The organism is Blastococcus mobilis, from assembly GCF_900188025.1.
In the GTDB taxonomy this organism is placed as follows: Bacteria; Actinomycetota; Actinomycetes; order Mycobacteriales; family Geodermatophilaceae; genus Blastococcus_B; species Blastococcus_B mobilis.
Genome location: NZ_FZNO01000017.1, coordinates 1 through 25,446 on the forward strand (window position 1 = coordinate 1; position 25,446 = coordinate 25,446).

The 25,446-nt window shown below is 74.4% G+C and carries 25 protein-coding genes; 7 read left to right on the plus strand and 18 right to left on the minus strand.

The features are described from left to right. The first annotated feature begins 266 nt into the window (after window positions 1-266). The gene (locus CHB94_RS15205; protein WP_089337420.1) at window positions 267-1,133 is read left to right on the plus strand and encodes an IS3 family transposase; all 867 of its coding nucleotides are present in this window, start codon (window positions 267-269) and stop codon (window positions 1,131-1,133) included. Here the strand turns inward: CHB94_RS15205 and CHB94_RS15210 are convergent. From CHB94_RS15210 to CHB94_RS15255, 10 genes are all read right to left on the minus strand, one after another. Continuing rightward, window positions 1,103-1,441: a tyrosine-type recombinase/integrase gene (locus CHB94_RS15210; RefSeq protein ID WP_217899323.1), complete on the minus strand. Its 339-nt coding sequence runs from the start codon at window positions 1,439-1,441 to the stop codon at window positions 1,103-1,105. The two genes, CHB94_RS15205 and CHB94_RS15210, sit on opposite strands and share 31 nt — an antisense overlap. Before the next feature lie 178 nt (window positions 1,442-1,619). Beyond that, the gene (locus CHB94_RS15215; RefSeq protein WP_089337421.1) at window positions 1,620-2,966 is read right to left on the minus strand and encodes a glutamine synthetase family protein; all 1,347 of its coding nucleotides are present in this window, start codon (window positions 2,964-2,966) and stop codon (window positions 1,620-1,622) included. Then, window positions 2,963-4,726: an IucA/IucC family protein gene (locus CHB94_RS15220; RefSeq protein ID WP_089337422.1), complete on the minus strand. Its 1,764-nt coding sequence runs from the start codon at window positions 4,724-4,726 to the stop codon at window positions 2,963-2,965. The genes CHB94_RS15215 and CHB94_RS15220 overlap by 4 nt, the downstream gene beginning before the upstream one ends. Beyond that, window positions 4,710-5,963 carry an MFS transporter gene (locus CHB94_RS15225; protein ID WP_089337423.1) on the minus strand — a complete coding sequence of 418 codons (1,254 nt, stop codon included), beginning with the start codon at window positions 5,961-5,963 and terminating at the stop codon, window positions 4,710-4,712. The genes CHB94_RS15220 and CHB94_RS15225 overlap by 17 nt, the downstream gene beginning before the upstream one ends. Further along, window positions 5,960-7,240, minus strand: a complete 1,281-nt coding sequence (locus tag CHB94_RS15230) for a lysine N(6)-hydroxylase/L-ornithine N(5)-oxygenase family protein (RefSeq protein ID WP_089337424.1) — start codon at window positions 7,238-7,240, stop codon at window positions 5,960-5,962. Before CHB94_RS15230 ends, CHB94_RS15225 begins: the two co-directional genes overlap by 4 nt. A gap of 74 nt (window positions 7,241-7,314) precedes the next feature. Further along, window positions 7,315-9,021, minus strand: a complete 1,707-nt coding sequence (locus CHB94_RS15235; protein ID WP_217899324.1) for an IucA/IucC family protein — start codon at window positions 9,019-9,021, stop codon at window positions 7,315-7,317. Continuing rightward, complete coding sequence (locus CHB94_RS15240) at window positions 9,018-10,430, minus strand: pyridoxal phosphate-dependent decarboxylase family protein (protein ID WP_089337425.1); 1,413 nt, start codon at window positions 10,428-10,430, stop codon at window positions 9,018-9,020. The genes CHB94_RS15235 and CHB94_RS15240 overlap by 4 nt, the downstream gene beginning before the upstream one ends. Further along, a complete protein-coding gene (locus tag CHB94_RS15245) occupies window positions 10,427-11,809 on the minus strand; it encodes a diaminobutyrate--2-oxoglutarate transaminase family protein (protein WP_089337426.1) in 1,383 nt (460 codons plus the stop codon). The genes CHB94_RS15240 and CHB94_RS15245 overlap by 4 nt, the downstream gene beginning before the upstream one ends. After that, complete coding sequence (locus CHB94_RS15250) at window positions 11,806-13,116, minus strand: alanine racemase (RefSeq protein WP_217899325.1); 1,311 nt, start codon at window positions 13,114-13,116, stop codon at window positions 11,806-11,808. The genes CHB94_RS15245 and CHB94_RS15250 overlap by 4 nt, the downstream gene beginning before the upstream one ends. A gap of 204 nt (window positions 13,117-13,320) precedes the next feature. After that, window positions 13,321-14,259, minus strand: coding sequence for an ABC transporter substrate-binding protein (locus CHB94_RS15255; RefSeq protein ID WP_089337427.1), 939 nt, complete (start codon window positions 14,257-14,259; stop codon window positions 13,321-13,323). Between the two features lie 267 nt (window positions 14,260-14,526). On the opposite strand from CHB94_RS15255, the gene CHB94_RS15260 reads away from it, so the two are divergent. Next, window positions 14,527-15,270, plus strand: a complete 744-nt coding sequence (locus CHB94_RS15260) for an MFS transporter (protein ID WP_089337428.1) — start codon at window positions 14,527-14,529, stop codon at window positions 15,268-15,270. 102 nt (window positions 15,271-15,372) lie between these two features. On the opposite strand, the gene CHB94_RS26215 is transcribed toward CHB94_RS15260, so the two are convergent. From CHB94_RS26215 to CHB94_RS15275, 6 genes are all read right to left on the minus strand, one after another. Next, window positions 15,373-15,579, minus strand: coding sequence for a relaxase domain-containing protein (locus tag CHB94_RS26215; RefSeq protein ID WP_254920674.1), 207 nt, complete (start codon window positions 15,577-15,579; stop codon window positions 15,373-15,375). Beyond that, the gene (locus CHB94_RS26220; protein ID WP_254920675.1) at window positions 15,576-15,962 is read right to left on the minus strand and encodes a hypothetical protein; all 387 of its coding nucleotides are present in this window, start codon (window positions 15,960-15,962) and stop codon (window positions 15,576-15,578) included. Before CHB94_RS26220 ends, CHB94_RS26215 begins: the two co-directional genes overlap by 4 nt. After that, window positions 15,959-16,108 carry a hypothetical protein gene (locus CHB94_RS26225; protein ID WP_254920676.1) on the minus strand — a complete coding sequence of 50 codons (150 nt, stop codon included), beginning with the start codon at window positions 16,106-16,108 and terminating at the stop codon, window positions 15,959-15,961. The genes CHB94_RS26220 and CHB94_RS26225 overlap by 4 nt, the downstream gene beginning before the upstream one ends. Before the next feature lie 319 nt (window positions 16,109-16,427). Beyond that, a complete protein-coding gene (locus CHB94_RS15270) occupies window positions 16,428-17,192 on the minus strand; it encodes an esterase/lipase family protein (protein WP_089337429.1) in 765 nt (254 codons plus the stop codon). 81 nt (window positions 17,193-17,273) lie between these two features. After that, window positions 17,274-17,447, minus strand: a complete 174-nt coding sequence (locus tag CHB94_RS25245) for a hypothetical protein (protein ID WP_176445577.1) — start codon at window positions 17,445-17,447, stop codon at window positions 17,274-17,276. Window positions 17,448-17,699: 252 nt separating this feature from the next. Continuing rightward, window positions 17,700-20,099 carry a bifunctional diguanylate cyclase/phosphodiesterase gene (locus tag CHB94_RS15275; protein ID WP_176445578.1) on the minus strand — a complete coding sequence of 800 codons (2,400 nt, stop codon included), beginning with the start codon at window positions 20,097-20,099 and terminating at the stop codon, window positions 17,700-17,702. Window positions 20,100-20,637: 538 nt separating this feature from the next. Between CHB94_RS15275 and CHB94_RS25250 the strand changes: the two genes are divergently transcribed. The 5 genes from CHB94_RS25250 (at window position 20,638) to CHB94_RS15290 (ending at window position 24,376) form a co-directional block, all read left to right on the plus strand. Continuing rightward, the gene (locus CHB94_RS25250) at window positions 20,638-21,006 is read left to right on the plus strand and encodes a hypothetical protein (protein ID WP_176445579.1); all 369 of its coding nucleotides are present in this window, start codon (window positions 20,638-20,640) and stop codon (window positions 21,004-21,006) included. Between the two features lie 59 nt (window positions 21,007-21,065). Then, the gene (locus CHB94_RS25255) at window positions 21,066-21,755 is read left to right on the plus strand and encodes a signal peptidase I (protein WP_176445580.1); all 690 of its coding nucleotides are present in this window, start codon (window positions 21,066-21,068) and stop codon (window positions 21,753-21,755) included. Next, a complete protein-coding gene (locus CHB94_RS25260; protein WP_176445581.1) occupies window positions 21,653-22,615 on the plus strand; it encodes a hypothetical protein in 963 nt (320 codons plus the stop codon). Before CHB94_RS25255 ends, CHB94_RS25260 begins: the two co-directional genes overlap by 103 nt. Window positions 22,616-23,143: 528 nt before the next feature. Then, on the plus strand, window positions 23,144-23,764 hold the full coding sequence (locus CHB94_RS15285) for a hypothetical protein (protein WP_089337431.1): 621 nt from the start codon (window positions 23,144-23,146) through the stop codon (window positions 23,762-23,764). Window positions 23,765-23,887: 123 nt separating this feature from the next. After that, window positions 23,888-24,376 (plus strand): DUF4396 domain-containing protein, encoded by a 489-nt coding sequence (locus tag CHB94_RS15290; protein ID WP_217899326.1) that lies wholly within the window; start codon window positions 23,888-23,890, stop codon window positions 24,374-24,376. Between the two features lie 17 nt (window positions 24,377-24,393). On the opposite strand, the gene CHB94_RS25265 is transcribed toward CHB94_RS15290, so the two are convergent. Together CHB94_RS25265 and phaZ are read right to left on the minus strand one after the other, a co-directional pair. Continuing rightward, entirely contained in the window at window positions 24,394-24,555 is a 162-nt protein-coding gene (locus CHB94_RS25265; RefSeq protein WP_176445582.1) for a hypothetical protein, read from the minus strand. A 69-nt stretch (window positions 24,556-24,624) separates the two neighbouring features. Next, on the minus strand, window positions 24,625-25,413 hold the full coding sequence (phaZ, locus tag CHB94_RS15295; protein WP_089337432.1) for a poly(3-hydroxyalkanoate) depolymerase: 789 nt from the start codon (window positions 25,411-25,413) through the stop codon (window positions 24,625-24,627). Window positions 25,414-25,446: the final 33 nt, after the last annotated feature.

Here is a 25,446-nt window from a genome sequence, read left to right on the forward strand (position 1 = left end):
TCGTCTGGATCAGATGACAAGAGCCGTGTGACGGGAGACTGTCACGCACGGTTCTGTGGGAGCCCGGGGGTGCAATTCCCCCGGGCTACCCGACTCAACATCTGGCGGCGCGATAACCCGGAGCCGGTTCCGGACTTGAGCCCTGTGGAGCGCGCCCGCGTGAAAGAAATGGAAGACGAGATCCGCCGGCTGCGGATGGAGAACGAGTTCCTGAAAAAAGCGGCGGCCTTCTTCGCGCGGACGCAGCCGTAGCCGAGCGCTGCGCTGTGATCGATGCGGAGAAGGCCAACTATCCGATCGCGTTCATGTGTCGGCTGCTGCGGGTGCCGCGGTCGAGCTTCTACGCCTGGGCCGGCCGGGTGGAGACCCCGACGCAGGCGCGCCGCCGCGCGCTGGCTGTCGAGGTGACCGCGGAGTTCGAGGCTTCCCGGCAGACCTCGGGGTGCCGGCGGATCACCGCCGCGCTCAACCGGCGGGGCATCGAGTGCTCGGTCGGGCTCGTCGCGGGCATGATGCGGGAGCTGGGCCTGGCCGCGGTCCAGCCGCGCGCCTACAAGCGCACAACGCTGCCCGGAACCGCGCCGCAGCCGGCACCGGACCTGATCGCTCGGGAGTTCACCGCGCCCGCGCCGGGACAGCGGCTGGTCTCCGACATCACCTACCTGCGCACCGGTGAAGGCTGGCTGTACCTGGCCACCGTGATCGACCTGGCCACCCGGATGGTCGTGGGCTGGCAGACCGCCGCGCACATGCGCACCGCCCTGGTCACCGACGCCCTGCAGATGGCCATCGACGCCGGCCACGTCACCGATGGTGCGATCTTTCATTCCGATCGCGGAACGCAATATACGTCCGCCGAGTTCGACGCCTTCACCATCAAGAACGGCATCCGTCGGAGCCTGGGGCGAACCGGCGTGTGCTGGGACAACGCCGCGGCTGAGTCATTCTTCGCCACCTTGAAGAACGAGATGTACTACCGACAGACATTTGCCACCCGGGCGCGGGCCCGCTTCGCTGTCGCCGAATACATCGAGGTCTTCCACAACCGCCGGCGGCTGCACTCCACCCTCGGCTACCGCACCCCGTTCGAAGCCCTCACCGACTACCGCACCGCGGCGACCGTCGCGGCGTGATCGACCGAGGACCTGTCCAAGATCCTTGACACAGCCCAGTAGACGTCCATCGTCATGCTGGCGCGCTTGTGTCCGAGCTGGTTGGCGACCTCGCGAGGTGAGGTGTTCGGGTCCGCGTCCATCCACGTCGCCGCCGTCTTTCGGAACGTGTGCCCCACCGCCCCGTCGAAGCCGGCCACGTCGAGAAGCTTGCGGACGTGCTTGGTCGTGTTCGACGTGTCGCGCAGCTTTCCCGTGGCCGAGCAGAACACGACGTCCCACTCGTTCGGCACCGCGTTGACCTCTCGGTCCAGGAGGCGGGAGACCAACCACGGCGGCTCTCCGTGCCTGACAGAACGGAGACGTGCGACGGTGGTGATCTTGATATCTCCGGGCCAGCCGGGTTGGGACGACGCCGTTCGCATGGCAATGAGAACCAACGCTGCCGTCCTGGGGGCGGCCTGTCATGCGGGCGACACAAGGAGGTACAGCATCGGACCGTGAGTGTCACCGACGTTCGAAGCCTCGAGCCCGTTCCCACTCGGTGACGGTCCGCGAGTACGCGGTCCACTCAGCGCGTGCGGCCGCGATGAGGGCGTCGACGACGCCGTCCCCGAGGCCCTTGCGTGCGATCTCACTGCGGTCGAGGAGATCGGCGGCCTCGGCCAGGGAGGTCGGCAACGTCGGCGCCTCCGGACCGGGCGCGCCCTGCACCGAGTCGGCCAGCGGCACGTCTGCCTCGATGCCGTGCCGGGCGGCGAGGAGCACGGCGGCCAGGGCCAAGTGGGGGTCGGCGTCGCCACCCGGGACGCGGTGCTCGATGCGCAGAGACGGGCCGGAACCGACCAGGCGCAGCGCGGCCAGCCGGTTGTCCCGTCCCCACGCCACCGAGGTGGGGGCGAAGGCGCCCGGGCTGAGCCGCTTGTAGGCGTTGACCGTGGGGGCGAACAGCAGGATCAGCTCCCGGAGACAGGCGAGCTGGCCGGCGAGGACCCGGCGTAGCAGCGGGGACTCCCCGTGTGCGCCGTCCCCGGCGAGGACGGGCGTGCCGTCGGGGCTGCGGAGGCTGACGTGCAGGTGACAGGAGTTCCCCTCGGCGGCGTCGTACTTGGGCATGAACGTCAGCGCCATGCCCTCCTGCGCGGCGATCTGCTTCGCGGCCGTCTTGTAGAACGCTGCCGCGTCGGCGGCGGCCAGGGCCTCGTCGTAGCGAAAGACGATCTCGTACTGGCCGGGGGCGCACTCCCCACGGGCCGACTCGAGGCGCAGCCCGGCGGCGACGGTCTCCCGGCGCAGCCGGCGGGTGAGCCCGTCCATGCGCTCGAGCCCGACCAGCGCATAATCGACGCCACTACGGGTGGCGGGGGTGAGCCGGGACCATCCCGCCGTCTCCGCGACCGCATAGGACTCGGTGAAGACCCGGAACTCCAGCTCCACCCCGGCCAGCGGGACCAGCCCGTGCGCGGCGAGCGCGTCGACCTGCGTCCGCAGCACCTGCCGCGGCGCGACCTGCACCGGGCTGCCGTCGGGATGGCGGGCGTCGGCGAGCACCAGGACGGTGCCGGGGTCCCAGGGCAGCGGCCGCAGCGTGGCCAGGTCCGGGGCGAGGACCATGTCGCCGTAGCCGGTGCCCTCCGGGTCGAGCTCGGCCGAGGGGGCGGTGACCTCCATGTCGACGTCCGTGGTCAGCAGGTAAGTGCAGGCACCGAACCCGTCGGTCACGGTGCTGTCCAGGAAGTGCCGCGCCGACAGCCGGGTGCCCTGCAGCCGGCCGGCGAGGTCGGGCAGCGCCAGGACGACCTCGTCGACCCGGCCGGCGTCGACGTCGGCGCGCAGCTGGTCGAGCGTGATCACGCCGGCACCTCCGCGGGAACGGCGGCCAGCGGGTTGGGCGCGAAGCCGTGCACGACGTCGGGGGCGGCGTCGCGGTCGGCGCGGTCGTGGAACCCGCCCCCGGTCAGGTGCTCCCGGTTGAGCGCGACCCGCTCGACCTCGGGCGCGAGCAGGCCCAGGTCGTCGAAGGCCTCGGCGAGGTCGGGGTGACCGGCTCGCCACCTGAGCAGGGTCTTCCGTACCAGCGCCCAGAAGGTCTCCTCCGGAACGCCGAGGTGGTCCTCGGCCACGCCGGCCAGGAAGCGGAAGTGCCCGGCGAGGACGGCGCTGGTGATGCTGTGCGCCATCTCCTCCGCCGGCCAGCGCACCAGCACCCCATCGGCCCGCTCGGACAGCCCCGGGTAGTCGCGGCCGGGCAGCAGCGTGACGTCCTCGGCGAAGTCCTTGACCAGCACCCGCACCGGAACGTCGCCGGTGTCGTAGACGACCACGGTGTTCTCCCCGTGCGGGCAGAAGGCCACGCCGTGGCGGGTGAGGCAGATCAGCAGCCCCGGCAGCAGCGCCTCGCACAGCCGGCCGAGCCAGTCCTGCGGGGACAGGCCGGAGCGGGCGACGAGCTCGGTGAGGACCGCCCGGCCGGTCGGGTCGACGTGCAGCAGGGCCGCGAGCGACCGCGCGCGTTCCCCCGGCCGCAGGTGCGCGGCGACCGGCTCGCGCCACACCGCGCCGAGCAGCTCCCGGTAGCGGTAGGGCACGTCGTCCACCTCGTCGAACAGGTCGTGGGAGACGACCACGCTGGCGACCTCGCCGAGCAGCCCCAGCCCGGTGGCCCGCAACTCGGGGTCCCCGGCCGGGAGGGTCGCCAGCCAGGCGCTGACGTCGGGGGCGGCCGCGGTCGCGCGGGTCCCGAGCCCCCGCCACACCAGGGTGTTGCGCATCAGCAGCGGCGTCTTGACGTCCCGGTGGCCGGGCGCCACCAGCGTGCGCACCGACTGGACCGGCCGGTAGTCCGTCGGGCCCTCGCCGAGCGGCACCAGCCGCCGGTCGGCCAGGTACCGGGCGAACAGGGTGCGCACGACCGTCTCGTCCTGGTACGGGTGCACGGGCAGCCAGACGTAGGCGGCCGGGTCGGGAACGCGGTCGGCGAGCGTGGCGGTGAACGCCTGCCGGGTGGCCGGGTCGAGCTCCTCGGCGAGCAGCCGCGCGTGGTCGAGCCCGGGCACCCCCTGGAAGCCGGCGACGGAGGGGTGCGCGGCGTACCACCGGAGCCGGACGGTGCCGCGGGACTCGGGTGCGTACCGGTCCAGGTCGGCGGCGTCGAACCCCAGCCGGCCCTTGTTGAGCACCAGCACCGGGTGGCCGGTCAGGTGCTGCTCCAGCTCGGCGTAGGGCAGGTCGGCCAGCGCCGCAGCGGGTCGGCCGTCGGCGAGCAGCCGCGCCTCGGCGGCGTGCGTCGCGGTCAGCTCGCGTACCACCTCGGCGGTCGTCGGACCGTCGAGGCCGAGCACCGGGCGGGCGTCGAGCAGGAAGCGCATCGGGTCCAGCGCCGGCCTGTCGCCCCGGACGACGCTGCCGGGGTCGACCCGCCAGGTGCCGAAACCGCCCCGGCGGGCGCGGAACCGGTGGACCGGCGCACCCGGGAGCTCCAGCCGCCAGCTCCCCGGTCCGTCGGGGACCGGGCTGAGCAGCTGTTCGTAGGACAGCTCGGCCAGCGCCTTGGCCACCAGGCGCCGGCCGGCGTCCTGCCAGGTCGGGTCGGCGATGTCAGCGGGCGGGTTCATCCAGGACCTCCGGGACGGGGACGAGTGCGGGTGCGGCGGGAGTGGGGGAGGGGACGGCGGGCGGAGGGGTGGCGTCCCGCAGCAGCGGAGACACCAGGGCGGCCGCCGCCATGAGGACCGCGGCGGCCGCCAGCGGTGCGGGCAGCGCGACCGCCGCGGTGGTGGTGGCGAGCAGCGGAGCGGCCAGCAGGGCGCCGGAGCGGGCGGTCTCCACGGCGGTGAAGCCGGGCCCGTCGGTGCCGACGGCGGCGAACACCCGCAGGTCCAGGGCGACCGCCAGCAGCCCGAGGCCCAGGCCGAAGACCACCCTGCCGGCGGTGAGCGCGGTCAGCCCGGCATGGCCGAGGGTGGCGCTGAGCGCCTGCAGCCCAAGCCCGCCGGCCGCCAGTGCCGCGCTGGCCGGCAGCAGCCGGCGGCCCCAGCGCCTGGCCAGCGGCCGGGCCGCCGGGAGGACGGCGAGCCCGGCCACGGCCGGCAGGAGGAACAGGACGGCGGCCGCGGTCAGCGAGCCGCCGCCGCGGAGCACGAGCTCGGTGAAGAAGGGGCGGGGGACGGCGGTGCCGAGGTCGACCAGGACGGCCAGCGCGGCCACGCCGAGCAGCGCCCCGGCCGGCAGCCGCCGCCGGACGCCGCCCTCCGCGGGTCCGGTGCCGGCCTCGTCGCCCGGAACGGGGACCGCGGACCGGTACCGGGCGACCACCCGCCACACGGCGACGGCGAGGACGAGGTCGGCGACCGCGAAGGCCGCCAGCCCGGCCCGGGGCTGCGGCAGGGCCACCACACCGGCGCCGACGAGCGTGGCCAGGACGGAGGCGGTGTGGAAGACCGCGGCGTACACGACGACCCCCGACAGCCGGTCGCCGTCCCGCCCGCGGTCGGCCACCGCCACCAGCGCCGGGTAGGCCAGCACCATGGAGCTGCCGGTGGCCACGACCCCGGCGGACAGGGCGGTGAACAGCGTGAGGGACGGCGCCAGCGCGAGCCCGAGGTCGAACACCGCCGAGCCGAGCAGCCCGGCCACGAGCAGGTGCGGCAGCGGCCAGCGGCGGGCCGCGAGCCCCCACAGCGGCAGGGCCGCCAGCCCGGCGACCCGGCAGACGGTGAGGTAGGTGCCGGTGGCGGCGAGCTCCTCCACGCCGAAGAGGGTGCGCAGCAGCAGCGGCCAGTACGGCGTCAGCGCCGTCTCGGCGACCAGTTGCAGTGCGACGACCAGCGCCAGGACGACCCGGGCCCTCACGGCGCGCCGAAGGTGGTGAACGCCCCCTGCTGCGGGACGTCGACCAGCGGTCGCCCCGTGACCGCGCCCAGGATGGTCGCGCTGCGCCAGGCGCCCAGCCCCAGGTCGGGTGCTCCGACCCCGTGAGTGTGGGTCTCGGCGTTCTGCACGTAGAGCCCGCCGGGGCAGCGCAGGGCCACCCGGTGGTCGGCGTCGACCCGGTACCGGCCCCGCCCGTCGAGGTCCAGCATGGGCAGCAGCGGGTCGAGCAGGGCCGGCCGTCGGGCGGCGTAGCCGGTCGCCAGCACCACGGCGTCGGTGGGCACGGAGAAGGTGCGGTCCTGCTGCACCTGACGGCAGTCGAGCACGTAGCCGTCCCCCTCGGCGCGGGCCGACTCCACGGCGACGGCCGGCTGCAGGACCGCGTCGGCCTGCCGGCCCCCCACGGTGCGCTCGTAGAGCAGGTCGTAGAGCTCGGCGATCGTGGCGGCGCTGATGCCCTTGTACAGCTGCCACTGCGCCGGCAGCAGCGTGTCCCGCGTCGGCTCGGGCAGCCCGTGGAAGTAGGCGGTGTAGTCCGGCGTGAAGTGCTCCAGGCCGAGCTTGGAGTACTCCATGGGCGCGAAGGCCGGCGTGCGGGTCAGCCAGCGCAGCTGCGCCCCGGTCTCCGGTTGGGCGCGCAGCAGGTCGAGGAAGACCTCCGCGCCGGACTGCCCGGACCCCACGACGGTCACCGAGCCGGCCTCGAGCAGGGATGGCCGGGCGTCGAGGTACTGGCCGGCGTGCACCACGCGCTTGCCCAGCAGGTTCGCGAACGGCGCCGGGACGACCGGCTCGGTGCCCACGCCGAGGACGACGGTGCGGGCGCGCAGGGTGCTGCGGCGGGACGTCGCGGTGTCGGTGACCGTGGCGACGAAGGCCTCGCCGTCCCACTCCACGGCGTCCACCCGCCGGCCGAACCGGCAGCTGGGCAGCGACTCGGCGACCCAGCGCAGGTAGTCGTCGTACTCCACGCGCGGCACCTGGAACCGTTCGGCGAGGTAGAAGCGGAACAGTCGGCCGTGGGCCCGGAGGTAGGCCAGGTAGGACCACGGGCTGGTCGGATCCACCAGGGTGACCAGGTCGGCGAGGAAGGGCACCTGCAGGGTCGCCCCCTCCAGGAGCAGCCCCGGGTGCCAGGACATGGCGGGCCGCTGGTCGAGGAAGACGGCGTCGAGGTCCTCGACCCCGTCGGCGAGGGCGGCCAGCGACAGGCCGAAGGGCCCCAGGCCGATCCCGAGCAGGTCGTGCGTGGTCACGGGGATCTCCTCGCTGGCGCTCGTCGTCCCCGTGCCCGGGGGTGCTGTGTCTCTGGGTGCCCTCGCGAGCTCGGTCACCTCTGCACCTCTCCCAGCGGGTTGGGGATCTGCACGTAGACGGACTGGGCGGCGACCGGGCCGTCGAGCTCGTCGCGGCCGTCGACGCCGGTGAGCAGGTTGGCCTTGACCGGCAGCCGGTCGGCCTCCAGCAGCAGCGCGGCGGCCGGGGACGGGAAGGGCCTGGCCAAGTGGTCGCGCAGCACGTCGGCGAGCACGCCGAGCAGGTCCGTCTCGTCGGCGAGCCCCGCGCCGGCGAGGGCGGCGGCGCAGCCGATCAGGTTGTTGACCCCCAGGTAGTAGACGACCCGGTCGGTGACCAGCGCGTCGTCGAACACCAGGCCGGTCTCCCCGGCGATCCCGGGCAGCAGGTCCTCCAGCTCCGGGGCCCGGGAGGCGGCGGCGTACCAGCCCTGGTTGTCCCGGTACCAGCCGCGGTCGGGCAGCCCGTCGCCGTCGAGCCCGACGAGCACGTTCTGCAGGTGCGCCTCCAGGCCGATGCCCCAGCGGCCGTGCAGCCACAGCAGGGGCGCGGCGACGGCGTCGAGCCACCGGCGGTACCAGAGCTCCGCCGCCCGCGGCACCGGCTGGCCGGTCCGGGCCGCGAGCGCGTGCACCAGGTCGGCGGCCGGCGGGCGGCCCCGGTCGGGGCGGGCGTCGAGGAGGGCGCCGGCGCAGGACACCCGGTCGGCCGCCCGGAACGGCTGCTCGCGGACCACGGTGTCCAGCCCGACCGGTCCATCGGGTCCGTCGACCCCCACCCAGGCCGGGTCGCGGATCAGCCCGAAGCCCGGGTGCGCCGCGGCCAGCGCGGCGCCGAGGCCGCCGTCCACCAGTTCGGCGGTGCGGACGCCGAGCCGCAGCTCACCGCGCAGGTTCTCCCGGCGGCTGTTGGTGACCCGCAGTCCGAGGCTGAGCTTGAGCATCACCGGCGCGTCCGGGCGGGCGACGGTGCGCAGCGAGGAGGTGGCCCACCACGGGGGCCCGGCCGGCCCCAGGTCGACCAGGTCCCCGCGTTCCAGCAGGGCCGCCGCGCCGGGCCGCGCCGCCAGCCGGGCCGCCTGCCACGGGTGCGCGGGGACCGGGAGGAACCCGGCCGGCACCTCGAGGTCGCCGGCCAGCTCGCGGAGCAGCGTGGGGACGTCGCCGGCGGCGCTGCCGGTCGCGACGACCTCCCGCCGTGCGGCGAACCAGTGCAGCGGGAACCGCCCGCGGGTCTCGGGTGCGTAGGTGGCGTCCTCGGCGTCGGGCAGTCCGTCGCGGCTCTTGGTCATCGGGTGCCAGGGGTGCCCGGCCAGCAGTCCCTGCTCGGCGGCCAGCCACGGCGGCAGGCCGGCCGGCGGCTCGGGGTCCGTGGCCCGCAGCAGCGCGTACCCCGCGGCCCGGTGGGCGGACTCGGTGATCCGGGTCCGGGCGTCCTGGCCGTGGCCGGCGGGCAGTCCGGTGCGGGCGGCGGCCTCGGCGGTGAGCCACCCGGCGACCGCGTCGACGTCGAGGGGGGCGCCGTCGGGCGTGGTGACCGCGCCCAGGTCGTGCCGTCCGCTGGGGGAGCGGCGGAGGACGTCCACCACGAGGGCCCGCCCGGTGGCCGGGAGGTCCACGCGGACCGGGCCGGGACCGGGCACCGGGGTGCCGGTCTCCCGCAGCCAGCAGCGCACCAGCACGTCGAGGGCGCCGGCCCGGGCCTGCTGGGCGGGGGAGATCAGGGTCGGGGCGGCGGTCACGCGGCGGCCTCCTCGGCGGAGCCGGCGGCGAGGACCAGGTCGAGCAGCGCGTCGACGCCGGCCGGGGTAGCCGCCGGGTTGAGCAGGGTGAGTTTGAGGTGCACCCGCCCGTCCAGCTCGGTCCGGCCCACGACCGCGCGCCCCTCGCGCAGCAGCCGGCGACGCAGGCCGCCGTTGACCGCGTCACCGCCGCGGTGGCGGAACACCACGGTGCTCAGCACCGGGGCCGCGGCGAGCTCCAGTCGGGGTTCGGCCTGCACCCGCGCCGCGGCGTACGCGGCCAGGTCGCAGCAGGCGTCGACCATCGCGCCGAGACCGGTCCGCCCGAGCGCCCGCAGCGTGACGGCGATCTTCAGGACGTCGGCGCGGCGCGTCGTGCGCAGTGACCGGCCGAGCAGGCTGGGGTACCCGGCCGCCTCGTCGTCCGCCGGGTTGAGGTAGGCCGCCCGCCGGGCCAGCGGGGCGAACGCGGCCGCGTCCCGGGTGAGCAGCACCCCCGCGGCGGCCGGCTGCCAGCCGAACTTGTGCAGGTCCAGGGAGACGCTGTCGGCCTGCTCGAGGCCGGCCAGCAGGTGCCGGCGGCGGCCGGAGAACAGCAGACCCCCGCCGTAGGCGGCGTCGACGTGCAGCCACCCGGCGTGGCGGCGGACCAGCGCGGCCACGGCCGGGAGCGGGTCGATCGTCCCCAGGTCGGTGGTGCCGGCCGTGGCGACCACGACGGGGCGCTCGCCTGCGGGTGCATCGCGCAGCAGCGCGGCCAGCGCGGCGAGGTCCAGGGCCCGGTCGGCCGCCGACGGCACCGCGACGACGGCCGGCAGCCCCAGCAGGTGTGCCGCCCGCTCCACGGAGAAGTGCGCGGCCGCACCGGCGTACAGCCGAACCGGTCCCGGGGCGGCGTCGCGGGCCAGCAGCAGGGCGGTGTAGGTCGACCCCGTCCCGCCGGTGGTCACCACCCCGCCGCCACCGGGCAGGCCGGCCAGCTCGGCGAGCGCGGCGACGACCCGATCCTCGAGCACCGTGGCGGCGGGCGCCTGGTCCCAGCTGTCCAGCGACTGGTTCAGCGCGCTGGCGGCCAGGTCGGCCGCGACCGCGACCGGCAGCGGCGGGCAGTGCAGGTGGGCCGCGCACCGGGGGTCGGCCGGGTCGGCGGCGCCCGCGGCGACGGTGCTCACCAGCCCGACGAGGGCGGCCCGCTCACCGATCCCGTCCTGCGGCAGGACGCCACCGGTCAGCGCCGCGTCGACGTCCGCGGTCACCTGCCGGGGGTCGCCGGCGGGGACCGGTCCACCCCGTGCCTCCCGTCCGGCGGCGAGCGCGTCGAGCGAGAGCGCCACCAGGTCGGCCAGGTCGTGCCGGCCGGAGCCGCGGAGCCCGTCGGGGGCCGGTCGACCGGGGACGACGGCGGTCATGCCCGGTGCTCCCGCTCGGCGGCGGTCAGGGCGGCGTCGAGGCGGTCGAGGACCGCGCCGGCCTCCTCGTCGGTCATCACCAGCGGCGGCAGCAGCCGGACGACGCTGTCGTGCCGCCCGCCCAGCTCGACGATCAGCCCGCGCCGCAGGCACTCCGCACGGACCGCCACGGCCAGCCCCGGAGCGGCCGGCCGGGCGCCGCAGGCGTCCGGCGCGCCGTCCGGCTCGACCAGCTCGATGCCGTTCATCAGCCCCCGGCCGCGCACCTCGCCGATCGAGGGGTGCGCGCTCGCCAGGGTCGTCAGCCCGGCCCGCAGGCGCCGGCCGAGTGCGTCGGCCCGCTCGGGCAGCCGCTCGGCGAGCACGTGCCGCAGCGTGGCGGCACCGGCCGCCATCGCCAGGGTGGTGCCGCGGAAGGTGCCGGTGTGCGCGCCGGGTGCCCAGGTGTCGAGGTGGTCGGCGTACACCACCACCGCCAGCGGGAGGCTCCCGCCGATCGCCTTGGACAGGACCATGACGTCCGGCTCGACCCCGGCGGCGTCGATCGCCCACATGGTCCCGGTGCGGCCCACGCCGGTCTGCACCTCGTCGACGACCAGCGGAATGCCCCGCTCGGCGGTGATCCGCCGCATCTCCCTCAGCCACGGCAGCGGGGCGGGGACGACGCCGCCCTCGCCCTGCACCGCCTCCAGGATCATCGCGGCGGGCGGCACGATGCCGCCGTTGGGGTCGTCGAGCAGCCGCTCGACGTAGCGCGCCGACACCTCCCCGGAGGAGTCCCCCAGCCCGAACGGGCAGCGGTAGGCGTGCGGGTAGGGCAGCCGGGCCGCCTCGGCGGCCACGCCGGTCATCGGCTCCTTGACCGCCACCCCGCCGGAGGCGGCCAGGGCGCCGGCGGTCATCCCGTGGTAGGCCCCGGTGAACGCCGCCACGCCGCTGCGGCCGGTGGCCGTGCGGGCGAGCTTGAGCGCGGCCTCGACGGCGTCGGTGCCGGCCGGCCCGCAGAAGTGCACCCTGGCGCGCCCGGCCAGCCCGGGCGGCAGCGCGGCGAAGAGCGCGTCGGTGAACTCGTCCTTCTCCGGGGTGGCGATGTCGAGGGCGTGCCAGGGCGCGCCCCGCTCGATGACCCGCTGCACCGCCTCGACGACGACCGGGTGGTTGTGGCCGAGCGCCAGCGTCCCGGCGCCCGACAGGCAGTCGAGGTAGCGGCGGCCGTCCGCGCCGGTCACCGTCATGCCCCGGGCGTGCACCGGCACGATGCGGAAGGTCCGGGCGTAGGTGCGGGCGGCGGACTCGCGGGCCGCCTGCCGGGCGAGCACGCCGACGGGGTCGGGGGGCGCGGTGCGGTCACGGGTGGTGCGGTCGACGGCGAGGCTCACGGGACGACCTCCAGGACGGGGGCGAGGACGGGCGGGGCAGGTGGGATGTCGGCTCCCGGAACGACGACGTCGCGGGTGGCCGGCGGGTGGCCGAGGAAGGACTGCAGGGCGAACTCCCAGCCGTAGGCGCCGGCCTGCGGGATGACCACCAGGTCGCCGGCCCGGACCCGGTTGACGACGACGTCGCGGACCAGGACGTCCTCAGGCGTGCACAGCTCCCCGACGACCGTCACGGGGACGTCGCGGAGCTCGGGACGCGGCAGGGCGGACGGCCAGTCCTCGACCGGGAGCACGGTGAGGGCGAAGGGGAAGTCCTCGGTGCCGGGCAGGGCGAAGCCACCGATGCCGCCGCGCACGAGGACGTACGCGGTCCCGTAGGAGTGCTTGACGTCGACGACCTCGGCGGCGTACCAGCCGCAGTCGGCGACCAGCCAGCGGCCGGGTTCCAGGGCGACCTCCACGCCGGCCGGGGGAGTGAGCCGGTGCAGCTCCTCGCCGAGGAGGTCGACGTCGAGCGGGTCCTCCCCGCCGTAGGCGACGCCCAGCCCACCACCGACGTCGACCCACCGCAGGTCCACCCCGTGCTGCCGCGCAGTCCGCGCCGCCCAGTCCAGGCACCAGCCGACATAGGCGGCGTGCGCCCGGGCGTCGCGGTTGCCGCAGACGGCGTGCACGTGGAAGCCGGCGACATCCAGGCCGGGCAGCGAGCGGGCGAGGGCGAGCACCTCGGGGACGTCGGGCTCGGGGACGCCGAAGGGAGCCGGGCGCCCGCCCATGGCCAGGGTGCCGCGCACCCCGACCGCGGCAGGGTTGACCCGCAGCCCGACCCGCACGGTCCGACCCCGGGCCTGGGCCACCGCGGACAGCCGGACCAGCTCGAGGGGGCTCTCGACGTGCACGACCTCGGTGCCGGCGTCGAGCAGGGCGTCCAGCAGGGCCGGGGCCTTGGCCGGTCCGGCGGCCAGCAGCCGGGGGGACCGGCCGGCGGCGAGCAGCGCGGCCCGGGCGGCGTCGGCCTCGGCGCGCGAGGCGACCTCGAAGCCGTCCACGCCGCCGGACCCGGCCAGCGCGGCGAGCACCGCCGGGAAGCCGTTGGCCTTCGCCGCGAAGAACAGCGACGCCCACGGTGGCAGGACCGCGCGGAGGGCGCGGGCGCGGGCTGCGGCGACCCGTGGGTCGTAGACGTAGCCGCTGACCGTCTCGGCGCGGGTCCGGGCGTGCAGCAGGTGGCGGATGGCGGGGGGGAGGGCGGTGGGCGGCAGGACGTGAGCGCAGTCGGTGCCGGCGGCCGAGGGAGGGGACAGCAACGGACCTCCAGGGAGCTAATTAGGTAAGGCTCACCTTAGTTGCTCCCCTCACTCGATGTGCAAGCGGGGTCACCGACGCGTCACGGCCGCCGGGTGCTGCCGCGTGCCCCCGGGTGGACGCCGGAGCCACCACCCGGGCATGGCGGCGTCACCCACCCCGGCGGACCGTGGCCGGCCGGGGCGGGTGGCGCCGCGGAAGTGCGGTCAGAGGCAGTGGGACCCGGCCAGGGTCGTCTCGACGTCCTCGAGGACGACCTCGGCGCCGAGCAGGCCGATGCCGAGCATCCACTCGTCGTCGTCGACCTCGAAGGCGCAGTCGGGGACCGCCTCGAGGAACTCCCAGACGGCGGTGACGCCACCCTTGGTGGTCGCGCCCGGGTCGCCGTAGGCGGTGGAGAAGACGACGTCGGCATCGGCCTGGCCGATCTCCTCCGCACTGACGTAGGCCATGGAGTACTCGTCGTAGGAAAGCTGCGGCAGGGCGAACCCGACGTCGGTCAGCACGCTTCCGGAGAACGTCTCGGGCCCGTAGATCCGCGTCTCCTCGGGCAGGAAGCGCACGATCGAGGCGGTCGCTCCCTCGGCGCCGACCGCCTCGCCGACCTGGTCGGCCCGCGCGTCGTACCCGGCCAGCGCTTCCGCGCCCTCCTCGGCCCGGTTCAGGGCGTCCGCGGTCGTCGTGAACATTGCCCGCCAGCCCTCCGTGTAGTCGGTGAGGACGGTGGGGGCGATCTGGCTGAGTTGCTCGTAGATCGCCTCGTGGCGGACGCTCGAGGACAGGATCAGGTCCGGCTGCAGCGCCGCGATCGCCTCGAGGTCGGGCTCCTCGATCGTCCCCACGACCTCGATGCCCTCGGTCCGGTCATCCAGGTACTCGGGGAAACCTGTGGCGACGTCGGACTGCACCGAGCCGACCGGAGTGATGTCCAGGGACAGCGCGGTGTCGAGGTGTGGGGTGTCGAGGGTGACGACCCGCTGGGGGTCGACCGGCACCTCCGTGGTCCCCAGGACGTGGTCGACCGACCGGGTCTCCACCGAACCGGACTCCTGTGCGGATGCCTCCTCGGTGTCGTCCGCGGAGGAGCCGCACGAACTGAGGGCCATCGCAGCGACGACGGCGGTGATGAGTGATCGCAGGCGCACGGGGCGCACTTCCTTTCAGCAGGCGGCAGGCGCGGACCGGCCGCATCGATCGAGCAGAACTCAGCCCCACGTCCGGCGGTCCAACGGGAGGCTGAGGACTGGAGACTGCTGAGTTGTATTAGGTAAGGCTTCCCTCAGTCAAATACCGGTAGATTCACGGCGAGCACCGAGCGGACCGGCAAGGCGGTACGCAGCCCGGCGAAGTCGACCCTGCTGGCGCACGCCGCCGGTCCGGTCGGGGTCGGCGCGTTCGCCGGACCGCTGGCCGTGGCCGGCGTCGCGGTACTCACCGGGGTGCTGTGGCCCGCGCTGGCTGTCCTCGCTGTCCCCGGAGTTGCCTCGGTCGCGCTGCTGCTGTGGCTGCGCCGACGGATCGGCGACCCGCTGCGCGAGGAGATCCGCGCGGCCGGCCCGCAGCCGCGCACGTCGCTGCTGCGGGCCGGCCGGGAGCTGCCGCGACCGTTCTGGCTGTTCGCCGCCTCGGCGGGGCTGGCCACCGCCGGGCTGGTCACGTTCGGGGTGATCTCCTCCCACCTCGTGACGGCCGGTCTCATCCCGACCGCGGCGGTGCCGGTCCTGTACGCCGCGGCGATGGCCGCCGAGGCGGTCGTTGCGCTCGTCGTTGGCTGGGGGCACGACCGGTGGGGCGGCAAGGTCCTCGTCGTCCTCCCCGTGCTGGTGGCCGCCGTGCCGGCGCCGGCGTTCTCCAGCGTGTGGACCGTCGCCGTGGCCGGCGTGCTGATCTGGAGCTTCGCGACCGGTCTGCAGGACTTCACCGTCAAGGCACTGGTCGCCCGCCTGGTCCCGGCCGGACGGCGGGCCACCGCCTTCGGCATGTTCGCCACGGTGCAGGGCGCGGCCGCGGTTGCCGGCAGCGCGCTGGCCGGCGCTCTGTCCACCCGTTCGGTGCCCGCGCTGGTTGCCGTCGTCGTCCTACTGCAACTGGCCGCCCTGGCCCTACTCCTCCGCACGCTGCGGACCCCGGCAGCTCGAGCGACCAGTCCGGTCTGAGCGGCCGAAGCCGCCGTTCACGGCACCTGCCCATCCGTCTGCACCTAGCCTGCGCGATGCATGTCGCGGGGCACGACGGCTGCAGACCACATGACCGGCCGTTTATCGGTTCCAACTGGCGCCCCCGGACGGCCAGTGAGAGCAGGGCCGTAGCGACAGCTGCCGCACCCCACCGGCGCCCAGCCGGGTGAAACAGGCGTGCCGCTCCAGCGAAGTCACCGTGTCGGCGACCGCGGCGGCGTGCGCGGCCTCGATCTGCTCGGCCACCTCCCGCGGCGCCAGCGCCCACAGCGCCGAGACCGACTTCACCGGCGAAACGTCGGGTCATAGCCCGCCACCGCGCTCGTCGCCGGACGCGACACCCGGGCCAGGAAGTCCGACAGCTCCCGGGCGTTGGCTGGTGGGCGGCCGTGCTCCTCGGCGAACATGGCCGCGGCCAGCTCGCCGCGGATCCGCGCCCGCTCTCCGACCGGACGCGGTGCGCCGGGCGGCTGGCCGCGGGCGGCGGTGACCGCGGCGAACTCGCGCGCACACCGCGCCCGGAACCCGTCGGCGGCTGGCGGGAAGACCGGAAACGGCTGACCCGGCGCTCCGGCCGCCCGCGCCCGCTCGGGGGCCCGCCCGGCGGCCAGTGCCTCCCGCTCCAGCCGGTCGGCGTCCGGATGGCGCCCGGCGCCGAACAGCGCCGTCATCTGCTCCTCACCGACCGGTCCCCGGCCGCCATCCCGTCCAGGCCGGCCAGGCCGCCACCGGCCCACCGGCCGGCCGACTCCCCCCGCTGGGCGTAGTAGTCACCCAACCCGGCACGGCCCCGGTCGGTGGCGTCGAACGCCGCCACCTGCCGCGTCAGCTACGTGTACGCGTCCCCCAACACCTGTTCGCTGCGCCCTGCGAGTTGACCTCGGGGGTGTCTGACAGGTCGGGAGAGCGAGACCTCTCACGTAGGCGCGCGCTTTCTGACCACCATCGGGCTGTGTTCGGCGTCGCTCGCGCGCACGCCAGCCATTGGTCCCGTAAGCGGCTTGACCAGTGCAGATGTACTCCGGCGGACCGCAGAGCACCCGCGGCCGATGGCTGGGTTATTTCGGCATCGGTCGCCCGGCTCGGGTGTCCCAAGCGGCCCACCTGGCGACGACCTCGAACTGGGCCTGCCTGTGTCATCGACGGCGGGGGAAGAGCAGGCTCAGTCCGAGCGGGGGGCGGAATGGTGTCCAGGCACCCTCGGCCATCCCCAGCCGGTCGGCCAGCAGCCACAGAACCGCCGGGTTGTAGGCAAGGCCGAGGTGGCTGCCGCGTACTTCCACGTTCTCCCGCCGAGAGCGGACCTCGTACCGACACGACGACCAGTGCACGATGCCGTCGGCCCGCGTGTAGACCGACGTCGCGGGCACGCGCAGGGAGCCGCGCTCGGCCCAGGGCCGGGGCAGCGCTGCCGCCCCGCGGAGAAGGCGGGTGCCGCCGTCGACGATCCCCGACGCTGTGCGGAGCCAGGGCGCCGATCGCACCACCGGCGTGCCGAGGGTGACGAGTCCGCGGACGCTGCCCGGCGCGGCTCTGGCCAGTTCCTGTGCGTAGAGCCCGCCGAGACTCCAGCCGACCAGGCTGACCCGCCGTCTGGAGGTTCGGTGCAACCGCTCAAGTTGCGCGCGCAACGTGTCGACGACGCGGCCCGTCGGGCCCCGGTTGATGCCCAGGCTCCAGCCGGACACGTTGTGGCCAAGGGCGCGGAGCGCGGTGCGGAGCACCATGGTGGCCGGGTCGCCGGTCATCAGCCCCGGCAGCACCAGCACCGGGTGGCCGTCACCGCGGCGGGCAGCCGCGAGCAACGGCCAGGCAGCCGCCAGGGCGGCGACGTCCAGACCCGCCCGCGGCGGCTCGGTGAGGAGCAAAGCTCGTGAGGGGTAGCGCTTGACGGCAGGCACCTGAACAGCATCCCTGGCGCGGAACGTTCCAACCCGGCAGGCCGTGCACAGCAGACCTCGACCACCTCGGTAAGGGGCCGGTCACGCGACCGCCTGCGCGGGCTCCAGGACCATGACCCGCCACAGACCGGTGCGGTGCAGCAGCTCCTCGGTGGAGCGGGCGGCGACGCGCAGCACCACGGCACCGCCGCGGGACCGGCAGATGCGGTGTGCCCACAGCAGGACGGCGACGACGGCGTCCGGCAGGCGCTGCACCCGGGAAGGCGCAGGCGTTCTCCCGGTCTAGGTCCTCACTGCTGGCCGCCGGCGGTGAACAGGACATGCGCGATGAAGAACTCCTTCCGAATCTGCCCGCTCAGAAGCAACTCGGCGACCACGTCCCGTCCTGCCATACCGCCACGGGCTCGGGGTTGCCGGAAGGGCTACCGACGGGCTACGGGGAGATCTTTGCCATGCAGCTACCTTGAGCGACTGTTGTCTTGTGCGGCGTAAGGCGCTTGAAGGGGCTCAGGCCTGACCGTGGAGGCGCCGCTCGAGGTTCGGCGAGGCGCCGGCCGAGAGCTGGGGACCGGCGCCACGGCTCGCGCCGGGCTGAGCGCTGGGACGTATGGCGGCGCCGGGCGAGTCCGGCTTCCGGCGCTCCGGTCCGGCATAACCGGCTGGGTGTACGAAGGTGCCGGCAGGGGCCGGTCGGCCGAGGTGGTAGCCCTGCCCGTAAGGAACGCTCAGTGCCTGCAGCGCCGCCAGCTCCTCGGCAGTCTCGATGCCTTCGGCGACGACGTGCGCGCCGATCTGGTCGGCGAAGGTGGTGAGCGCGGCGGCGAGCGCGGCGCGGACGGGATCCCGACCGACGTCGCAGACCAGGGACCGGTCCAGCTTGATCAGATCGGGTGCCAGGGCGAGGACGTGCCGCAGACTGGCGTAGCCGGCTCCGGCGTCGTCGACCGCGAGCCGCAATCCGGCCGAGCGGGCGGGGGCCAGGCGCCGTAGCAGGGCGTCGTAGTCCTCGACCGCCGTGTGTTCGGTGAGTTCCAGGACCAGCCGGTCGACCGGCGCGCTCTCGAGCCGGTCGAGGAACCGGTCCGTCATGACCGTGGCGGGGGAGACGTTGACCGACAGGAACCCGCCGGTGTCCGGGGCGTGCTCGAGGGCCCGCGACAGCGCGGTGAGCTCCAGGTCCAGCTCTAGGCCCACGGCGGCGGCGCCGAACCAGTAGTCCGGGCCGTGCCCGCTGCTGGGGAACCGGCTCAGGGCCTCCACGCCCACCAGGTGGGAGGAGCCGAGCTCCACGATCGGCTGGTAGACCGGCGACGGGTCCCCGGCGGCGTACATGGCATCGAGCAGGGCGCGGGTGTGGCGGCGGGCGTCGGCCTGGACCTCGTCGGCCTCGACGATCTCGGCGACGGCGGCCGCGATGACCCGCAGCACGCCGGCGTCTCGTTCGGTGAGGCGCTCGTCGGGGTCGCGGGCCAGCACGCACAGGCTGCCCCACAGCGCGCCGTTGCGTCGGTGCACCGGGACACCCACGTAGGCCCGCAGCCCCCACTCCACGACCCCGGGCAGCTCGGCCGTCAGCGGGTGGCCGGCGGAATCGGGAACGACACTGCCGATCCGTCCGCTGACCATGAGGTCGCAGTGGGTGCGGTCGCGACGCTGGACGAAGCGCGCGGTCACCGGCAGGTCGACGGTCTTGACGGTGTTGTGGATCAGCCACTCCCCGCCGCGGAACTCACCGAGGAGCGCCACGTCCATGCGCAGCTGCTCGCGGGCGAGCTCCAGCAGCGCGTCAATGCTGCCGTTGCGGGTCAGAGCTGTCGGGACGGCGTGCTCCCCGGTTCCCGGCTCCTCGTCGGCCTCTCCGGCCGACGGTCGAAGGGGGTGTGTGTCTCCTCGGGCATCCGTGGCGCTGCGGGCCGCTTTGATCGCCACCCGGGACGGCGCGGCGCCGTGCCTGGCCCCCTCGGCGTCCCGCCAGGTCTGCTCGATGGACGTGCCCGCGCGCCGGCTGGCGGCGCCCACCGCAGCGGTCACCCCTGCACTCGCCAGCGCCACGCGAACCCGCTCGACGAAGGCGCTCAGCGCCGCGCCGCCCATCCCCGGCAGGAGCACGGCGAACACGTGGTCGCCCACGCGGGCCAGCAGATCGCCGCCCTGGATCTGCAGGACCAGGGCATCGGCGGCGCGGGCGAGCAGCTGTTCGGCGACGTGACTGCCCTGGGCGGCGATGACGTCGTCCAGTCCCCGCACCTCCACGGAGACCACGCTGACCGGCGTTCCGTACCGGCCGGCGCGTACCTGCTCCGTCCGAACCGCGGCCTCCCATGCCGCTCGATCGCGGACCCCGGTCAGGGCGTCGGTCCCGGCATGCGGCGCGGTTCGCTCGGCGTCGCGGGCAGCCTCCGCCAGGCGGAGCTCGTGACGTAGCAGCGTGCCGATCAGGCCGGCGCAGATCTGCACACTCCGGACGTGCGTGGCCAGCTCCGGCCCCCGGGGCGCGCGTCCGACCGCGACGAGGCTGCCCAGCGGTCGGCCGCCGTCACCTGGAATCCGCACCGCCAGCAGGGCGCGGAAGGGCGCAGCCTCGGCGCCGGGGCCCGCGGTGGACGAAGCGTCCACGACCCCTGCAGGCAGCCGTGTGAGGTCGCCGCAGACGGTGGGGGTGTCCCGGTCCACGAGCTGCCACCAGGTACGGAGCCAGGCAAGGGCGGCGTCGGTCGTGACCGCGAGGTCCCCGACGGCGAACGTGGCGAGCGGGTCGGGCTCGTCGGAGTCGGAGCGGACCACCATCCACAGGTCCAGCCCGACTCGGTACTGCAGGTCCTGGAGCGCGGCCTGGACGGCGGACTCGAAGTCCGTCATCACCGGGGCGCCCGAGGACGCATCGCCAGTGGTCCCCCATGCGGTCATGACAAGGAGCATCGGCGGTGTGCTGCGATCCTGGAAATCGCCGCCTGAGGCAGTACCCCGCAAGAGGGAGGGGTGACCCCTCCTCGGCTCGCCGGTTCGCCGCGACATGCCCAGCCCGGGAGCGCCCGGTCCCGTCGGGACAGGGCGAGGGCCTGGGTGGTGAGTCCTGGCGAGCCACGGTCGGCGGGCTACCTCCTCGCCGGCGCGATCGGCGACCCGGGGCGCACGACCGCCCGCCCCCGGGTCAGCCGCGGATGCGGACCGGTCCGTCACGCAGCGTGGTCATGTTGCGCGGAATGTCCGGTCGGCGGCAGGCCGGTGGCCTGGATGCACGCGGATCGATGACCCACTGTGACGAAACCGTATTCCCTGAACCGCCGAAACCGCTAGATCTAGCGGTTCGGCTCCGATCGCTCAAGCACATGTTGTGTTCGGTCGATGTCCTTCGTGTCAGCGACAGGGGTTCCGCGGAGGGGCCCACGAGACCACGGCGGCCACGAGAGTCGGCCGGGCTCCCGAACGAGAAGGAATACTCACCATGCGCAAGATCACTGTTGCCGGCGTGCTCGCTGTCGGCGCGATCGCCCTCGCCGCCGGCTCGGCCTCGACGGCCAGCAACACCGTGCCGAGCAGCGTCGCCGGCTACGGCACCTCGACCGTCTCCGGCGCCACGGCCGAGAGCCTGGAGTACACGCTGAGCGCCGACGGCACCACGATCACCGACGCCGCCCTGGTCTTCACCGGCAACCTCACCGGCCAGACGGTCGAGGCCGGCTTCGGCAGCAACGCGCTGACGGCGTGCAGCGTCGGCACCTACGACTCGGTGAACAACGAGACCCCGGTGACCTGCGCCGGCTTCAGCCAGGCCACGAGCACCTCCTCCACGTTCAACGTCGCCGTCGTCTGATGACCGCGGGTGCTGCGGGCGGTCCAGGAGGAGCCCGCAGCGCCCGCCTTCGTCCTTCCATGCGCACCCGTCAACCCGCCGCCTGGCTGCTCGCCGCCGTCCTCACCGTGGCGGCGTGGGTGGTCCTGGCCCCGCCGTCCATCGGCGGCCAGACCAGCTACGTCGTCACGCGCGGGGAGAGCATGCGGCCTGACTTCCGCACCGGTGACCTGGCGCTGGTGCGGGAGGCTCCCCGCTACGCCGTCGGCGACGTGATCGCGTACCGCAGCCCGACCCTCGACGTCGTGGTCCTGCACCGGATCGTCGCCGCCGAGCCCGGCGGCTTCCGCACCCGGGGGGACAACAACGACTGGACCGATCCCGACCTCGTCCCGGCGGCCCAGGTGATCGGTCGGCTCTGGTTGCACGTCCCCCAGGTCGGCTCCGTGCTCACCGCCACCCGCTCGGCCGTCCCCGTGCTCCTCGCCGGCGCGGCCGCCACCGTCCTCATGGTCCCGGCCGGCCCGGCCCGCCGCAGACGACACCCCGCCAGAAAGGTCCCCTCGTGCACCGGGCTCCCCGCCGCTCCCGCCCATCCCCGCTCCTCGCCGCCGGCGCCGTGGCCCTCGTCGCCGGCACTGCGCTGCTCGCCCTCGGCTCCCGCGCCGTGGTCGACCCCGGGGCACCGGACGCCGGTGCCCTCACCCACCACGTCGACGTCAGCTACGCCGCCACCGCAGACCCGGCCGTGTACCAGGACGGGCAGCTGATCACCGGGGACCCCGTCTTCGTCCAGCTGAACCCCAGCGTTGATGTCCACGTGCGCTACGAGGTCTCCGGGGAAGGAGCCGGGAAGGCGGAGGGCGTCCTCGGCCTGAACGCGCGGCTGAGCGCCGGCAACGGCTGGCAGCGCGTCGTGCCGCTCGACCCCGGCCAGGACTTCCAAGGCGCCGGCGCCGGCCTGCGGGCCTCTCTCGACCTCGTCGCGCTCCGGGACGTGATCACCGCCGCCGAGCAGCGCACCGGCGTCGCCGAGGGCAGCTACCGGCTCGAACTGGAGCCCACCGTGGACGGTACCGTCGACGGGACGGCGATCGAGCTCACCTCGCCGGTTGCCTTCCGGCTCCAGGGCGGGCAGCTGGTGCTCGACGTCGCCGACCACCCCCGCGGGGAACCGGTCACCGGCACCTCCACGCAGGCGAGCCCTGGAGCCCCGCAGCAGACGCCGCGGCTGCAGCTGGCCGGCGCCAGCCTGGACGCCGGGACGGTCCAGCTCGCCGGATGGGGGTGTCTCGCGCTCGCCGCGGTACTGGGCGGCGTCGGCCTCCTCGGACGACGGGACCCCTGGTCCCGGCTGGGTCGGCCCGTGCTCACGGTGGCCTCCGGCGGCGTGCCCGACGGAACCGTCCGGACCGCCTCCCTCGACGAGCTGCTGGACCTCGCCCGGCGGTACGACCGGCCGGTGCTGCACGTGCCCGGGGCCGAGCAGTCGAACTACCTGGTGGAGGAGGCAGGCGTTTGGTACCTACACGTGACCTCACCCCAGCACTCGAAGCGAGTGCGGTGGTCGGACCGCCCGGGCGGGCTCCCCAGCTGGGTCGCAACCGCCCCAACCGCCTCGCAGGATTAGGACGGAGCTACACGGCCGCGCCGGGTCGCCCTGAGGGTGGGCCGAGGCCGGTGCCATCAGCGCTCAAGAGCAGCGATGAATTGCAACGGCGCTGGCCCGGGAGCCCATGACGGTACCCAGTGGTCCCTAGAGGCCTACCGCAGCTCCTAATCCGCGGGTTGTGGGTTCGATCCCCACGGGGCCCACCGGAACATCTACGCACTCCGGGCGTGTGTTGCTCGGGTGTTGGCGAACACGCCGTGCGCCGAGACCGTGCCGCGACATCATCGACGCCTTCATGGGCCGGCTCACGCTCGGCAGGCGTTGATCCTGTCGACATGTGGGGGCCACATCCGGCGGGTCACCGTGTCCGTTCGGCGCCCTTGCAACGATTCGGGAACGCGGGGAGGGCGAACCCGCGAGCAACCGAGGCTGCGGGGCCGGACCACGTACCTTTCTGCCATCCCCGCTGCCGGTTCCCGGCGGTGCGGCGTGGCCGACGCCCTTCCCCAGCGGCGGCCCCACACGGATGTGGAAACGGTGAGTGGCGTGCGTGGTCTGTCCAGCAGTGAGGTCGTCCTCGACGGCGCGGTCCGACAGGGCTGGTGGTTGGTCGTCGACGAGGCGGCCGGTCCCGGACGGATCGTGGCGGGGCCGTTCCCCGACCGCGCCGAGGCCGGCTGGGCCGTCGATGCGCTCGTGGACGGCGGGCCCGACGACGTCCGGTCGATCTACGGGACCGGGCGTGCCGACGGCGGCGTCGACCGCCGGCCGTCGCCGCACGACTGGGCCTGGCTGGCGCACCTGAGTGCGCAGCTCGATCGCCTCCCCGAGGGCTGGGACGCCGGACTTCCCGACGACGACCCGCTCGGCACCCTCGTGGTCGAGGTCGCCGCGGCGCTGGTGGAGGCGGGGTTGTCCGCGCACGACTCCACCGGGACCGACCAGGTCGGCGGTGTCTGCCTGAGTCCCGAGCCCTCACTGGGCGGCATTGTCGTCACGTGGCGTCAGCACGACCGGATGAGCGTCGAGCAGGTCCACGGCGCCGCGGCGGACGTCATGGTGCAGCAGGCGATGAGCCGTGCCCTGGCCGAGGTGCTCCAGGTTCGTGGCTTCGTGGTGGACGCCTTCGGTGGTGCCAGCGGCCACCTGGTCCGCCTGACGGCCTGACGCCGCCAGGGGCGGTCGACCGACCGACGCACTCTCGCTGGCGGGGCGTCGGAACCCTTGCGGCTGGTACCCCCCAGGGGTATACATACCGCTCGTCGATGTCCGACGAGGGGAGTGATCTCGATGGAGATGCACGAGCACCACGGCGTGGCCCCCGACAGCCCCGAGGGGAAGCGCGAGCTCAACCGGCTGGCGATGAGCGCGACCCTGCACTGCCTCACGGGCTGTGCCATCGGTGAGGTGCTGGGCATGGTCATCGGCACGGCGCTGGGCTGGTCCGACACGGCCACGATCGTCCTGGCCGTCGCGCTGGCCTTCTTCTTCGGCTACTTGCTGACGATCGTGCCGGTGCTGCGCTCGGGTCTGGCCCTGGGAGCGGCACTCGGCGTGGCCTTCGCGGCCGACACCCTGTCGATCACGGTCATGGAGATCGTCGACAACGCCATCATGCTGCTCATCCCGGGCGCGATGGAGGCGGGCGTGACCTCGTGGCTGTTCTGGGGATCCCTGGCCGTGGCCCTGGCCGTGGCCTTCGTCGTCACGGTTCCGGTCAACCGGCTGCTGATCAGGCGCGGCAAGGGGCACGCGGTCATGCACCAGTACCACCACTGAGGCCGACAGCCCCGAGGTCAGGCGGCCCCGCGCACGGTCGGACCGGCGTGGGCGGGCACCGGCGGCACCGGCGGCACCAGCAGGGTGCGCCGGTGCCGCAGCCGCGCCGGCAGGCGGCCGGCGCCCCTGGTCTGCGACGGCGCGGTGCCGACGCGACTCCTGGCGCTCGGCTCGTTCACGGTTCTCCTCGTGGTCGATGGAGAACGGAGCCTTGCGCAGGGGTGTGACAACTCCTCGGGTGTCGGTCGTCAGCCGTCGAGGAACTCCTCGATCACCGGAGCCAGCTCGTCGGGCTCGGTGATCAGCGCGATGTGCCCGCCGTGGTAGAGGTGCAGGCGGACGTCCGGGATCAGCCGTGCCATCACCCGGGCGTTGATCGCCGGGATGATCGGGTCGTCGTCCCCGGCGACCAGCAGTGTAGGCTGCCGGATCAGCTTGAGGAACGGCAGGCTGCTCCAGCCCGTGCTGGCGGCCAGCTGGTAGTAGTAGCCCCGCCTGGGGCCCAGGCGGCTCGCGGAGTGCAGGACGCGCGCGGCTCGCGCGGGATCGCTGCGCATCGTCCCGCCGTAGAGCTCACCGGCGATGCTGCGGACGTACTCGGGGTCGCGGTGCCGTCGCGGGGTCAACATGTGGGCCAGCACCCGCGGATTGGCCGGCACCATGAGGGAGCCGGTCCCGGTGGCGGCCAGGACCAGTCGACGGCACCGCCGCCGGTGCTGGACGGCGAAGTGCTGCGCGAGCCCGCCTCCCCAGGACAGCCCGAGGACGTCGACCGAGTCCTCGAACCCGAGCCGGTCGAGCATCCCGGCCACGACCGGGCTGAGCGTCGCCAGGACGTAGGGCACGACGGGACGGGGGGAGCCGCCCACGCCCGGCACGTCGAACCGGATGACGCTGCGCCGGCGGTCGAGCGCGTCGACGAACGGCTGCAGCACCTCGAGGCTGGCGCCGATCCCGTTCATCAGCAGCAGTGGCGGGACGGACTCGTCCGTTCCGGGCCGCACCGACACGCGCAGCGTCCGACCGGCCGCCGTCACGGTTCGTACGAACTCCCTGCTGCCCCGGGAGGG

Bases quoted from the DNA above. Each gene is read 5' to 3' on its own strand.
- CHB94_RS15290 (WP_217899326.1), top strand. From the start codon at position 23,888: ATGGAGATGCACGAGCACCACGGCGTGGCCCCCGACAGCCCCGAGGGG.
- CHB94_RS25255 (WP_176445580.1), top strand. From the start codon at position 21,066: ATGCGCACCCGTCAACCCGCCGCCTGGCTGCTCGCCGCCGTCCTCACC.
- CHB94_RS26220 (WP_254920675.1), bottom strand. From the start codon at position 15,962: ATGACGGCGCTGTTCGGCGCCGGGCGCCATCCGGACGCCGACCGGCTG.
- CHB94_RS15220 (WP_089337422.1), bottom strand. From the start codon at position 4,726: ATGAACCCGCCCGCTGACATCGCCGACCCGACCTGGCAGGACGCCGGC.
- CHB94_RS15240 (WP_089337425.1), bottom strand. From the start codon at position 10,430: ATGACCGCCGTCGTCCCCGGTCGACCGGCCCCCGACGGGCTCCGCGGC.
- CHB94_RS25250 (WP_176445579.1), top strand. From the start codon at position 20,638: ATGCGCAAGATCACTGTTGCCGGCGTGCTCGCTGTCGGCGCGATCGCC.
- CHB94_RS15275 (WP_176445578.1), bottom strand. From the start codon at position 20,099: ATGACCGCATGGGGGACCACTGGCGATGCGTCCTCGGGCGCCCCGGTG.